Below are 14,965 nucleotides of genomic sequence, written 5' to 3' on the forward strand. Positions count from 1 at the left end.
AAAGTTTTCTAATAATTCAGTAAAGTAAGGAGTAATGAATCGTGGATGATTCCAAACGATCCCGTTCTGCCAAACCAAAACCGAAGCGGTCGTGGTTTAAAGTGTTCGTCACCATTTTTCTAGTCGTATTTATCGCTGGAGGTGCTGCATTTGCCTATGTCGCTAACAAAACGTTTCAAACCGCCAAACAATCTGAGGTCGAACTGTCACGTGGAGATAAATCAGACAAACGGGCTGCTGCCGTCGACTTAACGAAAGATCATTTTTCCGTCCTGCTCGTCGGAACGGATGAACGTCCGGGTGATACGTCCTCACGTGCCGATACGATGATTGTCGCAACATTCAACAAAACGGATAAACAAGTCAGTTTACTGAGTATTCCTCGTGATTCCCTCGTCATGATCCCATCTGTCGGGTACGAAGATAAAATCAATCATTCCTATGCGTTCGGCGGCATTGATTCAACGATTGAGACCGTCGAAAAGCTGCTTGATATCCCGATTGATTATTACGGTTCAATCAATTTCAATGGTGTCGTTGCGATTGTCGATGCTGTCGGCGGCATTGAAGTCGATGTCAAACTACCAATCGATACGTTAAACTCTTCCGATAAAAAAGGAGGCGTCAAGCTCGAGCCCGGTCTTCAACGCTTAAACGGTGAGGAAGCTCTTGCCTATGCCCGGATGCGTTACGAAGATCCAGAAGGAGATATCGGACGGACGAAACGCCAACAACAGGTTGTTCAAGCGATCATCGATCAATCGACATCCTTTGGATCCATCACAAAGCTGAACAAGTTGATGGATGCGACCGGTGATAATTTCACGACAAACATGTCCCTGACGGAAGCGTTCCAACTACAACCGTTCGTCAAATCCTTGAACACCGTCAACCGGATTGACTTAAAGGGAACGGATACAAAAATCAACGGTGCCTACTATTATCAGCTTGACCCAAGTTCACTCGCTGATGCGAAAACGACGTTGAAGGAACAGTTGAACTTGCCGGAGACGGCCGACGATTCGACCACTACACCGGAGGTTTCCAATGATTCGACCGTTGAAAGCAACTGATTATCCCGAACTTCACCGGCTCCAGCAACAAGCGTACCGTGTCGAGGCTGATTTAATCGGTGCCACTTTCTTTCCGCCGCTTCTTCAATCGGAAGCAGCACTTCACGAAGAACAACCGGCCGGTTACATCACGCGTCTCGACGAACGGCTCGTCGGCGCTTTGACCGTCGAAGGGGAAACGATCACCCGGTTGCTCGTCTCCCCGGATTCTTTTCGTCAGGGCATCGCGACGCAATTGATCCGGCATACCTTGGAACATCAAGCGCTTCGTATCGTTTCGACGGCCGCATTAAACGAACCGGCTATCGCCTTGTATCGCCAATTCGGATTCCAGCCTGTTCATCAAGTCAGACGGGATGCAATCGTCCTCGTCACACTTGAACGTGACGATGTACTTGATGTGTGACAAATCATAGAAAAAGGGGGTGACGGATATCAACATCCGTCACCCCCTTTTAGCTGTAAATACTCGTACGTTTGACATCAATCAGAACCAGCCCATGATTGATCCCATCACTGCACCGAGGATCACAATCCGGAGCGGTGATTGTTTGTAGAAACGCAGCAGACAAAACAGTCCGAAAGCAATCAAAAAATCGACTCCTGTTTTGACACTCGACGTGAAGATCGGGTCATATAACGCAGCGAGCAGAATACCGACGACTGCCGCATTGACCCCAATCAGCATCCGGCCGACCGACTTGTTGCTACGGACCCGGTCCCAAAACGGCAGGACACCGAGGACAAGTAAAAATCCGGGCAGGAAAATCGCGAGCGTCGCCAGGATTCCGCCCATCAGTCCGTTCACGACCGTCCCAAGATACGTCGCGAACGTAAAGAGTGGCCCTGGAACAGCTTGCGCTGCCGCATAACCAGCCAGGAAACTATCGCCTGTCAAAAAGTCCGCTACCAGAGATTGCTGTAAAAACGGCAGGACAACATGTCCACCACCAAACACGAGGGCACCGGCACTGTACATGATACTCGTCAGCTGAAGATTCCCCGCGGCATTCGCCGCAAGGAACGATGTTACGACAAGCAGGACGATGAACAGGACCAAAGCACTGATACTGAGCCATTTCGGGACACGGATATCGAGTCTTCCTCCACTTTTCGGTTCGTCCTTAAACAGAAATAATCCAAGCACGGCTGCAAGCAGCAGGACACCGACTTGCGCGAGCGGATGGGCGAGCAACAAGACACCGGCCAACGCCAGCAACATCAAAAATAACCGTTTCGGACCGACGGCAAGTTTTGTCCCCATACCGAGCACGGCATCTGCAACGATCGCGACGGCAACAAGCTTGAGACCGTGAATGAAGCCCGCTTCCGTCAAATCGAATTCGGTTGCGAGCACTGCGAACAGAATCAGCAAAATGCTCGACGGTAACGTAAAGCCGATGAATGAGACGATCGCACCGACGACGCCTCCCCGAACAAGACCAATTCCCATCCCGACCTGACTCGAAGCCGGTCCGGGCAGAAATTGACAAAGGGCGACAAGATCGGCGTATGCTTTCTCATCCATCCACTTCCTTCGTTTGACATATTCCTCGTAAAAATACCCTAAATGGGCGACAGGTCCGCCAAATGACGTTAATCCAAGTTTTAATGAGACGATGAAAATTTCGATCCATCTGTTCATCTGATCACCTCCACGCTGAATTATACGAAAACTTTGTAAATTTTCTGTGACCATTCAGGTGTTTCGTGATTTTTTCCGTCCATATGTGACAGTTCTCCAAAAAGTCTCGACCGGCCCTTGACGATACCGCTTCAAGTACCAGCTCGAGAAGATGACTTGCACAACCAATACCGCGATGACGAGCAACGTACCTTGCCAGAGCGGAATCGTCCCGTACCGTCCGGTCAAGAACAGCACCAGTGTAAAGATGACCGTCTGCATGAGGTAATTCGTCAACGCCATCCGTCCCAACACTTGAAATCCCCTTAACGGATGGCCTGATCGGACGAGTAAGGCAATTCCCGCCGCATAAGCGACAGTAAGCGTACGACCCGACAGCCAGACGAAAAAGTAATTGGCCAGTCCGTCCGGGAAACGCCCTTGATGAATCTGAACAATCGGATAGAGCAACGGCAACGACAGCAACAGACTGGCACCAAACACAAGACGAATCGTCCGGGTCGCCGGCGGACGGATCGTGAATCGTTCCATCAAGTAGGCTCCGATTAAAAACAGGGAAAGAATTTCCGGCCAGATTGCCAGAGAATTCGTTAAGCCGTGCGGCAATTGAACGGTCGCATGATAGATGACGAATGCCGTGACGTCATGTGCCGCCACGATCGATTGCAGCGTCGTATCCGGGTCCGGAATCGACCGGTCGCCGACGGACTCGGCATATTGATAAATCGACAGATACCGAAAGAAGACATACAGCTGTAAGGCGAGAGCGGCCCACAGCTTCGTCGACGGTCGTGTCTGAACGAACGCAAGCAGCATCAGACCGCACAGGGCATAGGTCTGCAGGATATCTCCTCTCCAGAACAGCAGATGGATGAGACCGAACAGAAATAAAGCGAGTAAACGGCGGACGAAAATCCACAGTGATTTTCGCTTCACCCGTAACCGGTGGATGAACAGAATGAAGCCGGCTCCGAATAAAACGCTGAACAACGTATAGAATTTTGTTTGGATGAACAGGTCAAACAGGAGACGCAACAGCTGATCGGTGCTCCCCATTTCGCGCGTGAAACGTTCGCCGAGAAAGTTCGGCATATTAACAAAGAGGATGCCGCATAAAGCGAATCCCCGCAATACATCCAGATAGATAATTCGGTCGGTTCGTTCAATCGGATTCATCTCGACTCCCCTATCGCCAAATCAGCCGCCCAAATTTCTTTGAGCGGCTGATTGGTCATTTTGATGTCATTCGTTCCAGCAAATTCAGTAACGGTCGATAGCGCTCGCCCAGTAATCCAAGCGATTCGACTAAAATATCGAGTACGAGTAGTAACATCAGCAAGGAAACGAGTGCTCCAAGCGAAGTCGTTTGTGAAAACAGGACTGCTGTCATCCCGAAGACGGCACACAGTCCGTAAATGACGAACACTGCCTGACGCATCGTAAAACCAAGGTCGAGTAACCGGTGATGGAGATGAGCCTTATCCGGTGCAAATGGCGGTTTTCCCTGTAATACCCGTCTCACAATCGCAAACAGCGTATCGGAAATCGGGATACCGAGCAGGATGACCGGTACCGCAAGTGAAAACAAGGTGACGTTCTTGAAACCGAGCAACGACAAGACACCTAACATGTACCCGAGGAATAACGCACCGGTATCTCCCATGAAAATCTTCGCCGGATAAAAGTTGTGGAACAGAAAACCAAACGTACTCATCAATAAAAGAATCGCGACAATCGTCACGTAGACGTTGCCCTGAATGACGGCCAGGCTGATCAACGTCAGCAGGACGATGCTCGAAACCCCTGCCGCCAATCCGTCCAATCCGTCAATCAGATTGACGGCATTCGTGATGCCGATGACCCAGAGAAACGTCAGCGGGACACTCCACCAGCCAAGATACAACTGTTGATCGAACGGCAGATTGATGAACTCGATCCGGATCCCGCCATTTAAGACGACTACGGCCGCGACGATCTGCCCCATCAGTTTCAGGCGGGCATTTAATTGAAAACGGTCATCGAGTGCGCCTGTCAAAATCACGACAAAGCCTCCGACCAGAATATGTGTCGCATACGGGCTTGAAGGTTGCAAAATAAAGTAACCAATCATAAATGCAATATAAATCGCAAGTCCGCCCAAGCGCGGCATAATTCGTACGTGTACCTTTCGCGCGTCCGGACTGTCAACGGCACCGACGGCAATCGCAAAGCGTTTTACGACGGGTGTGATCAGTAAGGCCGCGATAAAACAGACAATGGACGCCGTCCATAACATAATAACATCACGCTCCTGCGCGAATTATATCATAAAAAAAAAGAGCCGACGAGCGGCTCACATGAAGATTGGGACTTCTGCAGATGGATCATATGTATAGATGCCGCGTCCGACTTTTTTAATTGCCGGATTTGCTTGTTCCACTTTCGCCATCAGTTGATAGATGTTGCTGATTTGGTGACGGTACCGAAGTTCCAGTTCCATTTGAATGTCCCGTGCTGACATCGATTCGCGTTCACGCATCAAGTCACTGATTTGATGGACATAAACTTCCAGTGGGTAACGTTGGTTGACTCGGCGTTGCTTGAGCGGACGCTCCTGTGTCACGGCGACTTCTTTTGCCGAATCGCTTGTTCCGCGACTTAATTCTGCAATTAAATATTCAGCGCGCCGCTGCAGACGGCGATATTCCTCTTCAATTTCCATCAGTTCTCGGTAGATATGTTCACTCGATCCCATTTGTTAACCTACTTTCCTAAATCAAACATAAATATTTCAATTATGTTTCAATTGTATGTTTTTTGAAATAAAATAAGCTACAATTTGCCTCTTTAATATATAATTTTATTATATATTTAATTATTCTGTAATATTTTTCTCTCATTGGTTGTCACTTGACTACACTTCATATTAACAGAAAGAAGATAGAACGGAACAGATAAATTATAAATTAAACTATTTTAAAAATACTTAATTGACTATATAAGATTTTCTGCGTATTCATTTTACTTAAAAGGAGACTGGAAATTTAATGGACAAATTAACTAAAATCCTCACAATGAAGCTAGTACTTTTGCTTCTGGTGACCATCGCTTTTCCGTCCTCATTAGTATCGGTTGCATACGGCATATCATTTACGAAAAACATCTAACAATCGACAAATTCAATAATTTTATATTCGTCCGCTTCAGTTTCTTAGAAGAAAAGCTAGTGCATTTAGTACGGAAAGTTAATACTATACAACAAAAGGCTTCTGTTCATTTCAAACAGGAAATTCCTAATAGTATTTTAGCAACACGTTAAGTTTAATGACTGTAAAAACGCTCATTCCTTTTGTCGGAACGAGTGTTTTTTATACGACAAAAGGACCGCTCAGGGAAGCGGTCCTTTTGTACTCACATGAAAAGAGATTGATCAGATAAAACCATCTGCCATCAGGGAATGGCGGATGTTCATTAGCGACTAGCTAGAATCTGCTCAAGGGAAAGCAAATCCGTCGAATCGACACGATAGTCTGCCTCATGTAACGTCGTTTCCGGACCGACTCCGACAGCATACATACCCGCTGCGTGAATGGCCGTGATTCCTGCCGCTGCATCTTCTACACCGATGCAACGTTCAGGTGCGACGCCAAGCGCCTCTGCTGCCCGTAAAAACACTTCAGGGTGTGGTTTTGACTGGGCGACGGTTGCCGCATCGACGATGTCATCAAAATAGTGCCGGACTCCAAGTGCCTCAACGACAGTCAACGCATTTTTAGAAGCTGACGCCATTCCGATTTTCAGCCCAGTCGCACGGATTTCATCCAGGAATGCAATGATTCCCGGTAAAAGATCCTGTTCTGAAATATGTTGGATCAACGTGACGTAATGGTCGTTCTTTTTCGTTGCGAGCGCTTCTTTTTCCTGAGCGGTAAAAGCATCCTGCTTCCCGCCAAGTATCAAAATCCGCTCCAGTGAATCGGTCCGACTGACGCCTTTCAGTGTTTCGTTGAACTCCCGGTCGAACGGAATGTCCAACTCCTCACCCAGTTGTTTCCAAGCCAGATAATGATACTCGGCTGTATCGGTAATTACGCCGTCCAAGTCAAAAATGACCGCTTCAATCGTTGGTGCCATCCGACATCCATCCTTTCATCCATCGTACATGAAAGACAAGAAATCGAATGATTTGCGCAAACGATTGCACTTGCCTCAAGAATTATTTTACCTGTTCCTCCTACCCTTTGCAAGCGTTATCAAAAAACAAATCCAAATCGTTTACCTTTCTAAAAAGAAACCGTTCTCAATTTCAAGGGAATGTTTTACTTATTTCGTTCTTTTCTATTCGTTTTACAATTTTTAACTGTTATAATAAAAGCGAGTTTGACAGTCGAACCGAAGGAGTGACCAATCATGTTTCAGCGCGTTAAACAATTAATAGATGAACAGAGTCGCAGAATGCGTCGTTATGAAAAAACCGTTTTATTAATTAACAGCCTAGAAGCAGAAATGGAACAAAAGACAGATGAAGAACTGCAGCTTTTGACAACATCCTTAAAAAATCGTCTCCAGGCCGGTGAGAAAATCGAGGCGATCACCGTGACGGCCTTTGCCCTTGTCCGGGAAGCCAGCAAGCGGACACTCGGTCTTCGTCATTACGATGTCCAGTTGATCGGCGGACTCGCCCTTCTATCCGGACATATCGCCGAAATGGCGACAGGTGAAGGAAAAACACTCGTCGCGTCACTCGCGAGTTTCACCCAGGCCCTTCATGGTCATGGGGTCCATGTCATCACAGTCAACGAATACCTCGCACAGCGTGATGCGGAACAGATTGGTCAGATCCATCGTTTCTTAGGTTTGACGGTCGGCATCAATTCAGCAGAACTGTCATTCGAAGAAAAACAGCAGGCTTATGCCGCTGATATTACATATGGAGTCGGAACAGAGTTCGGCTTTGACTATCTGCGGGACCATTTGGTCATGCGGCAGGAAGATCGTCTGCAACGCCCCCTCCGCTTCGCGTTAATCGATGAAGTCGACAGTGTCTTGATCGACGAAGCAAAAACGCCCCTCATCATGGCGGAACGGGACACCGTTCACGAAGGCTTACAACAGTTGGTCCGCCATGTCGTAAAAGACTTTACAGAAGACGCCGATTATACGTTCGATGAAGAAATCAAGGCAGTCGCCTTGACGGATCAGGGCATCGAGACAATCGAACGGACTTTCGGCATCGATCAGCTGTTTGCAGCGGAACATGCCGTACTGTTCCACTATGTCATCCAGGCACTGCGGGCTCATGTCGTTCTCCAAAGGGACGTCGATTACATCGTCAAGGACGATAAGATTGCGCTCGTCGACTTATTCACCGGCCGGTTGATGGAAGGACGCAGTCTATCGGATGGTCTCCATCAAGCGCTTGAAGCGAAGGAGCACGTCAGCGTGACCGAAGAAAATCGGACGACGGCGCAAATTACGATCCAGCATTATTTCCGTCTCTATCATCATGTGTGCGGAATGACGGGGACTGCCGCCACTTCCCGTGATGAATTTTTGAAGACGTACCGGATGGATGTGGTATCGATTCCACCGAACCGTCCGAAAATCCGAATCGATGAAGCGGATGTCCTGTTCTTGACGAGTCCTGAGAAATACAGCGCGATTGCGGCAGCGACCGAAACAGCTCATTCGACGGGGCAACCGGTCTTGATCGGAACGACTTCGATCGAACAATCCTTAAAGGTGGCAGAAGTCCTCGATCAGCGGCACATTCCTTACGAGATTCTGAACGCCAAAACGGTCGACCAGGAAATTCGGATCATCGAGTCCGCCGGCCGCCACGGCCGGGTGACGATTGCGACGAACATGGCAGGACGCGGAACGGATATCCTGCTCGATGATGCGGCGAAAGCGCAAGGCGGTCTGTTCGTCATCGGCACGGAACGTCACGAATCAGTCCGGATCGATAACCAGTTGCGTGGCCGGGCGGGACGTCAAGGAGATCCCGGTCTGACACGTTTCTACCTGTCGCTCGAAGATGAACTGCCTCGACGGTTTGCCCGTGAACGGTTAGAGCGCGTCAAAAAGAAGCTCGGTTCCGTCACCGGTCCGATCAGTGCAAAAGAAGCTCAGCAGCTGATGGCTTATGCGCAGGAAACCTGCGAATCGGTCAACCGCAGCGTCCGTGACGATCTCGTCCAACTCGAGGAAGTCATCAGTGAACAACGTCTTGCCATCTATCGTCTCCGCAATCAAATCGTTGATTCGGCGACACTGGACCAATTCGTCCAGCCGTTTGCCGCCCGGACCGTCCACGCCTATCTCGATCAGTATTTGACGGACGACCTCGTTCCGGAAGAATGGCCGATTGAATTATTGACGACGGAACTGGAACAATTGTTGCATCAACCGGTCGAACTGCCTCTGGCCGACTCGATCGAAACAATCAAACACCAACTGGAACCGCTCATTGTTGCGGTCGACCAGCGAATGGCGTTACAGATTATCGAAGATGAAGAAACGGCGCGACGATTCATGTTACTGGCACTCGACGAACAGTGGACAAGTCATTTGACGGCGATGAATTCCCTCAAGGAAGGGATTCATTTACGCAGCTACGGCCAAGAACAGCCGGTCCGGATTTTTGAACGGGAAGGCATGGATTATTTCCGTTATGCGATCTTCAGTTTTGAAAAACAAGTCGTTTCCGGACTATGCCGTCCGGAAGAAACCACTCTGCAAGGAGGACTGTTTCATGCAACCGTCGATTGAGGATGACATTCAACCCGCGCTTTACTTTACCGAGGATATGCCGATCGTCAAAGAAGACGAGTATGTTTTTCGGTACGCACTCAATCAGTTACCGAAACTCGGACCGAATCAGTTGGCTATCCACCTCTTTCAAGTATTGCAGACGGAACCGTTGCAGCTGATTGCGTTGTTCCAAAATACACTTGAACGTTCTTTCCAGCTGAATGATCTGGTTGTCCTCGTCCTGTCAGGCGATCAGCTCGTCGCAAGGAAGACATTTACGATTGAAGAGGTACCGGTGTTGCTTCCGAAAGCGACTTTGCCGCTTTGGCTCGAGTTTTCGGAGGAAGAGCAGTTCGTCGAGTTGTCGACGCTTGATGCTCCGCTCGAACTGGTTTTCTCCAATGAACAGTTAACGGATCTCGTCATCGATGATTCCTTTACTGCTTCGGAGCAACGCCTGATTTGTCAAATTGCTTTCTCTCATCCTGCTCCACCGACAGACGGCTGGTCCTTGTTGCCGGTCTCAATTTTCAAACAGGAACAGATCGTCGAGTCCATTTTACTGGTCCGCAATCCGAGTGGACAAACGCTCGAACTCGACTCACTTGCGTTTGAGTTGTTGCTTGGTGATCAGGTGGTCGCCGTAACCCGGCATGCCTCGGTGACCGTGTCTCCGCAAAGCGAACAAGCGGTCCGCCTGCTGTTTGACTACACGGCACATCCGAGTGATGCTTTGGCTTTACGGTACCTGCCGGAATAATTCCTTCAAAAAAAGGGGCTTCTCGTCAATGACGAAAAGCCCCTTTTGGATTATCCTTTTAATAAACCGATGACACGAACATTGACCGCTTTCGGCTGGAATGCCAACATGTTTTCCATGTCTTGGGCAATCCGTTCCTGTACTTTTCCTGCTGTCTTGATAATCGACATCCCGTATTTGATATGAACCGAAAGACTGACCGTAATGGCACCGTCCTCGTCTTCGACCTTCACGAGCTTGACCATCTGTTTTTCCTGTAACTTCGAATCGTCCTGAGTAAAAGCAATTCCTTCTGTTTCCTGAACCGCTACCCCGGCAATCACTTCAATCACTTGTTGAGAAACGTTGACGACACCATCCGCATTGTTTAAGTTATACGACATACTTTCCACGCCCTTCATCTATTAATCGCTCTACTTTAAAGTGTATAGCATTTAACCTTTTTTTGAAAGGTCTTGTCGTTCTTCGACGATCGGACGAATATCGATTTCGATTAACGGACGCATCAGACGGACAATCAACGGATGAATGATGACGCCGACAATCAACAAGGCGACACCGATGACGATCAGCAGGGCGAGCCAGGTTTGCGGTACGAAGGCTGTCGTTACATACTGCCGCCATGCCATGACGAAGAAGACGTGCAACAGGTAGACATATAAACTGAGTTCCCCTGCCCGCGTGACGAGCGGCAGACGACGCATCGGGACGAGCATCATGAAGCCAAGCGACGCCGTAATCGACAGGAAGTAGATGACACTGTGTTTCAACACACCGATCCAGGCATCACTGTCGTACTGTTCGACATACGGGAAACGATGTTTGAACGCATTTGCCAAGGCGACGATTTCCTGCGGTGTATCGCGCCATGCTTCATAGAGAAGAAAGCCGACGACGCTTGCGAAAGCCAGTCCGCCGATCAACCGGACGTTCATCCGCCGTTTAAAGCTTTTCGGCATTTCGAAAATCCGGATGAATTCGTGTTCCGACAAGTAGTTCCCGAGCAGGAAGTAAGGATAGAACATGATCAATTTTCGTAAAGCCAAAAATCCGGTGTTTTCGAGTTCAAAGCCGTACAATAAAGCAAAGGCGAGTCCGAACCAGACATAACCGCGTAAATGGACGACATACGGTGTGACGATATACCAGACGACCATGACGAATAAATACCAGAGTGCCCAGTAGGGACGTAACAGATGTGTCCCGAGATTTTGTCCGGACAACAACGGCAATCCTTCTCCAAACGTTGCCCATGAACCAATCAAGATCTGCCAGACACAATAGACGGCAAACAGTTGAATAACACGTAAATACTTGTTTTCACGGAAGAAATAGCCGCTTAAAATAATGAATAATGGCATGTGAAACGAATAAATGACCAAGTACACTGTTTCGAGTAACTTTCCATCGTAATCAAACCGTAAATCCGTCAGCATGTGACCAATTACTACGAAAATGACAAGGAATCCTTTGATATTATCAAACCACGGATTTCGATTCATGTTACACTACCCCTTATACTCCCTCGAAAGGAACGATTGTTTTATGAAAAAAGCACTAGTCATTCTCTCGATCGTCGCCAACGTCGTCCTCCTCGCGTTATTGCTCGGACGTAAACCGATCGAGTTATTCGAGCAGGCCTTTCCTGCGACGAACACACAGCCCATTACGACATTCCAATATACGAAAAATCCGAACTACGTCCGCTTGAATAGTCTTTTCCATACTTATCAATACCCAAAATCACCGAATTCTGTCATGCTCGGTGACTCGATGACGAATTTTGGTGATTGGCGGATCCTGCTCAATGATCCGACAATTGTCAATTTCGGAATTCCCGGTGATACGACGGAAGGCTTTCTGACCCGCCTCGACCTGATTGTCGAGATGAAACCGAAACGTGTTTTCCTGATGGGCGGCATCAACGACATCCGGCACTTCACCCCGATTCCGACGATCACGGAAAACATGACGACAATCGTGACGACACTGCGAAAAAATAACATTGATGTCGTCATTCAGTCCACGTTACCCGTCGCACCCAAGTACTCCGATTCGGTCCGTGTCAATCGTGACGTCGAAGCCTTGAACCGGAATCTCGAGCAGCTTGCCAAATCAGCCGGTGTTCCGTTTGTCGATTTACGTCCGGAGTTGACCAATCAACAGGGTTATCTTCAAAACCGGATGACGTACGACGGACTCCATCTGGTCGGCGGCGGCTACCTGCGATGGAGTGATGCGTTAAAACCATTTGCGGAACGGATTCAGATTACGGAAAACAAATGAACGTCGAAAAAAGGAGACTCCGTAAAAAACGGAGTCTCCTTTTTTCGACGTTCATCTACGCGGTGACAGGCACCGTGTCATCAGTCTTCCTGGTTTTTAACACCCATGTACGCGGCGACGCTCGATGCTGAAAATACAGCAATCGCGACGATACCGATTGCAATCCATACGACTTGATCCATCATTTCTCCCCCTTGTATGTAACCGTTCACTTTCTTTTTTTAGCGTACACGAAATTCGTCAAGAAAGAAACACATTTTCTATGTCTAACGACTGGACGTTTCGGGAAAAAGTAACTATAGTAGAAGGACAACTATAAATTGTCAGAAAATTCGATATTTTAACGAGGAGGTGATTCTGATGTCAACCCCAATCCTAAAACCCCGACTCCAGATGAAGCAACGAAGTATAGTCAACTTTAGTTATTGGTTCGTCATCGGTCTCATTGGATGGACGATGCTCAGTTTCGTAACCGGACTTCGCGATCGACTGGCGAGCCTCCCCATCTACGAAAGCATTCCGCTTGTGTTGGCTGTCCTCTTGACTACCGGTGTCCTGTTAAAAATGGCCCGGGATGAATGGTGGATCCGGTACCTCAATCGGCAAACCCAGTTTTACATCGGTCATGAAACCGTCGTGACTTGGTGCCTCATCATCGACAGCATGTGGTTGATCCGTAAACCGATGCGCCGTGAACTCCGTCATCTCTATCGACACATTACCCGAACGAAAACTTCACCAGAAGCCATCGAGACACTTGCGAACGAACTTGTCGAACGTGGTATCCTCATCGTCTATTCCCGTCCTAAGAGTGACCATCCTGCTTGAATGGAAAAAGAGCATGGAAAATCAGGACACGCTTCCTGGATTCCATGCTCTTTTTCTATGATTAATTTTGGGCAAGCCAACTTGCTGCTGCTTCAATCGTCGGCATGACGAGCTGATGACCATGGTTCGACCAGGTCACATCGACCGTAGCTCCCGCCTGTTCGAAAATCACTTTTAAATCTTCCGTCTCCGAAGCCGGGCAAATCGGATCATTGGTTCCGGCTCCGATAAAGACGCGAACTTGTGACGAATCCGGTAACGTCACGCCGCGACGCGGTACCATCGGATGCAACAAGATCGCCTGTTCAAACAACCGTTCTTCGAACATCATATTCGCCGCGATGTTCGCACCGTTCGAATAACCGACCGGAATGACGTCTTGAAGGGAAAAGCCGGACGTATGGCTTGTCTCTTTTACGAAGTCCATCAGACGGGCTGTCCGCAAAGCGAGGTCTGCCTCATCAAAGACACCTTCCGCCAATCGTTTAAAGAACCGCGGCATCCCGTTTTCTGTCACTTCGCCCCGGACCGACAGATAACCGGCCTCCGGATCGAGGAGTCGGACGAGCCCGACTAAATCCTGTTCAGTTCCGCCTGTTCCGTGTAATAAAAGAAAAATCGGTGCGCCCGGTCGTTTCGCCGGTTCAAATAAATGAATCATACAAGTCTCCCCTTTGGTAGTGTAATTGGTGCGACATGTCCTTCGATCGTCGCCCGGTGTGCTTCAAACTGTTCCGGTAATTTCAAATCTTCTCCAAGCAGCTCAAACGCTTCGTCGACCGTAAATCCCGGATTGTCCGTTGCGATTTCATGCAGAATCCGCCCCCGGTCGTGGAAGTAGATCGATGTAAAGTAATTACGGTCCTTCACTTCCGTCGTCATCAATCCGAATGCATTGATTTGTTTCATCCAGTCCAGTTGTTGGGTCTGGTCGTCGGCCCGCCACGCAATATGGTGGACTGTGCCGGCACCCGGACGGCCGACCGGTACGTTCGTATGCAAAATATCGATGGTATTGCCGAACTCGCCTTCCGCTGTATAGCGGTCCATTGTCTCGGAGCGTTTCGCAATCGTTAATCCGAATGCTTCCGTTAAAAGACGTGTTGTATCAGCCGGATCACGCGATAACAACGTCGCACCGGCAAATCCTTTGATCGCGACATCCGTCGAGATTCCGTCGATTTCAAAGCGACTGTTCGGACCTTTGCTTCGTTCAACCAACTCAATCTTTAATCCGTGCGGATCTTGGAAAACAAGCTGCTTTTCTCCGAATCGTTCTGCTTCTTCGAACGTCACTAACTTTTCCGTTAAACGGTTTTTCCAAAAGTCATAGCTGCCTGTCGGAATCGCATATGCCGTCGTTCCGACTTGACCTGCTCCGACTTTCCCCTGCTGCATGCCTTCAAACGGGAAAAAAGTGATGATCGTTCCAGGTTTACCCGATTCATTGCCGAAATAAAAGTGATAGGTTCCAGGATCGTCAAAGTTGACCGTTTTCTTGACGAAACGCAGACCAAGCGTCGTACCGTAAAAATCAAGATTTTCCTGTGGATTACCGACGATTGCTGAAATGTGATGAATGCCTTTCGTTTTCATATTCGTTCGCGCTCCCTTCTTTCATTTCCTTTAACACAATAATAG

At 48.5% G+C, this 14,965-nt stretch carries 15 protein-coding genes; 6 read left to right on the top strand and 9 right to left on the bottom strand.

Features of this window, described 5'->3' with window-relative positions:
• Positions 1–41 precede the first annotated feature (41 nt).
• Both KNQ07_RS07510 and KNQ07_RS07515 read left to right on the top strand, forming a co-directional pair.
• Positions 42–1,073 carry an LCP family protein gene (locus KNQ07_RS07510; RefSeq protein ID WP_214765869.1) on the top strand — a complete coding sequence of 344 codons (1,032 nt, stop codon included), beginning with the start codon at positions 42–44 and terminating at the stop codon, positions 1,071–1,073.
• Positions 1,048–1,479, top strand: coding sequence for a GNAT family N-acetyltransferase (locus KNQ07_RS07515; RefSeq protein WP_214765871.1), 432 nt, complete (start codon positions 1,048–1,050; stop codon positions 1,477–1,479). The genes KNQ07_RS07510 and KNQ07_RS07515 overlap by 26 nt, the downstream gene beginning before the upstream one ends.
• 81 nt (positions 1,480–1,560) lie before the next feature.
• Here the strand turns inward: KNQ07_RS07515 and chrA are convergent, their stop codons facing one another.
• From chrA to pgmB, 5 genes are all read right to left on the bottom strand, one after another.
• Complete coding sequence (chrA, locus tag KNQ07_RS07520; RefSeq protein WP_214765873.1) at positions 1,561–2,718, bottom strand: chromate efflux transporter; 1,158 nt, start codon at positions 2,716–2,718, stop codon at positions 1,561–1,563.
• 54 nt (positions 2,719–2,772) lie between these two features.
• Positions 2,773–3,894: a DUF418 domain-containing protein gene (locus KNQ07_RS07525; protein WP_214765875.1), complete on the bottom strand. Its 1,122-nt coding sequence runs from the start codon at positions 3,892–3,894 to the stop codon at positions 2,773–2,775.
• A gap of 55 nt (positions 3,895–3,949) precedes the next feature.
• Positions 3,950–4,993, bottom strand: coding sequence for a glycosyltransferase family 4 protein (locus KNQ07_RS07530; protein ID WP_214765877.1), 1,044 nt, complete (start codon positions 4,991–4,993; stop codon positions 3,950–3,952).
• A 57-nt stretch (positions 4,994–5,050) separates the two neighbouring features.
• The gene (locus tag KNQ07_RS07535; protein WP_012371342.1) at positions 5,051–5,452 is read right to left on the bottom strand and encodes a Rok-like winged helix domain-containing protein; all 402 of its coding nucleotides are present in this window, start codon (positions 5,450–5,452) and stop codon (positions 5,051–5,053) included.
• A 716-nt stretch (positions 5,453–6,168) separates the two neighbouring features.
• Positions 6,169–6,831 carry a beta-phosphoglucomutase gene (gene pgmB / locus KNQ07_RS07540; protein ID WP_012371344.1) on the bottom strand — a complete coding sequence of 221 codons (663 nt, stop codon included), beginning with the start codon at positions 6,829–6,831 and terminating at the stop codon, positions 6,169–6,171.
• Positions 6,832–7,107: 276 nt separating this feature from the next.
• On the opposite strand from pgmB, the gene secA reads away from it, so the two are divergent.
• On the top strand, positions 7,108–9,468 hold the full coding sequence (gene secA / locus KNQ07_RS07545; RefSeq protein WP_214765879.1) for a preprotein translocase subunit SecA: 2,361 nt from the start codon (positions 7,108–7,110) through the stop codon (positions 9,466–9,468).
• Positions 9,452–10,210 carry an SLAP domain-containing protein gene (locus tag KNQ07_RS07550; RefSeq protein ID WP_214765881.1) on the top strand — a complete coding sequence of 253 codons (759 nt, stop codon included), beginning with the start codon at positions 9,452–9,454 and terminating at the stop codon, positions 10,208–10,210. The genes secA and KNQ07_RS07550 overlap by 17 nt, the downstream gene beginning before the upstream one ends.
• A gap of 50 nt (positions 10,211–10,260) precedes the next feature.
• Here the strand turns inward: KNQ07_RS07550 and KNQ07_RS07555 are convergent, their stop codons facing one another.
• Together KNQ07_RS07555 and KNQ07_RS07560 are read right to left on the bottom strand one after the other, a co-directional pair.
• Positions 10,261–10,593 carry an Asp23/Gls24 family envelope stress response protein gene (locus KNQ07_RS07555; RefSeq protein WP_234944539.1) on the bottom strand — a complete coding sequence of 111 codons (333 nt, stop codon included), beginning with the start codon at positions 10,591–10,593 and terminating at the stop codon, positions 10,261–10,263.
• Between the two features lie 51 nt (positions 10,594–10,644).
• Positions 10,645–11,712, bottom strand: a complete 1,068-nt coding sequence (locus KNQ07_RS07560) for an acyltransferase family protein (protein WP_214765882.1) — start codon at positions 11,710–11,712, stop codon at positions 10,645–10,647.
• A 43-nt stretch (positions 11,713–11,755) separates the two neighbouring features.
• On the opposite strand from KNQ07_RS07560, the gene KNQ07_RS07565 reads away from it, so the two are divergent.
• Both KNQ07_RS07565 and KNQ07_RS07570 read left to right on the top strand, forming a co-directional pair.
• On the top strand, positions 11,756–12,496 hold the full coding sequence (locus tag KNQ07_RS07565; protein WP_214765884.1) for an SGNH/GDSL hydrolase family protein: 741 nt from the start codon (positions 11,756–11,758) through the stop codon (positions 12,494–12,496).
• Between the two features lie 360 nt (positions 12,497–12,856).
• Positions 12,857–13,324 carry a hypothetical protein gene (locus KNQ07_RS07570; protein WP_214765886.1) on the top strand — a complete coding sequence of 156 codons (468 nt, stop codon included), beginning with the start codon at positions 12,857–12,859 and terminating at the stop codon, positions 13,322–13,324.
• Positions 13,325–13,385: 61 nt separating this feature from the next.
• On the opposite strand, the gene KNQ07_RS07575 is transcribed toward KNQ07_RS07570, so the two are convergent.
• Both KNQ07_RS07575 and KNQ07_RS07580 read right to left on the bottom strand, forming a co-directional pair.
• Positions 13,386–13,985, bottom strand: coding sequence for an alpha/beta hydrolase (locus KNQ07_RS07575; RefSeq protein ID WP_214765888.1), 600 nt, complete (start codon positions 13,983–13,985; stop codon positions 13,386–13,388).
• On the bottom strand, positions 13,982–14,920 hold the full coding sequence (locus tag KNQ07_RS07580) for a VOC family protein (RefSeq protein ID WP_214765890.1): 939 nt from the start codon (positions 14,918–14,920) through the stop codon (positions 13,982–13,984). The genes KNQ07_RS07575 and KNQ07_RS07580 overlap by 4 nt, the downstream gene beginning before the upstream one ends.
• Between the last annotated feature and the right edge of the window lie 45 nt (positions 14,921–14,965).

This window comes from Exiguobacterium sp. s145 (assembly GCF_018618835.1).
GTDB classification, from domain to species: Bacteria; Bacillota; Bacilli; order Exiguobacteriales; family Exiguobacteriaceae; genus Exiguobacterium_A; species Exiguobacterium_A artemiae.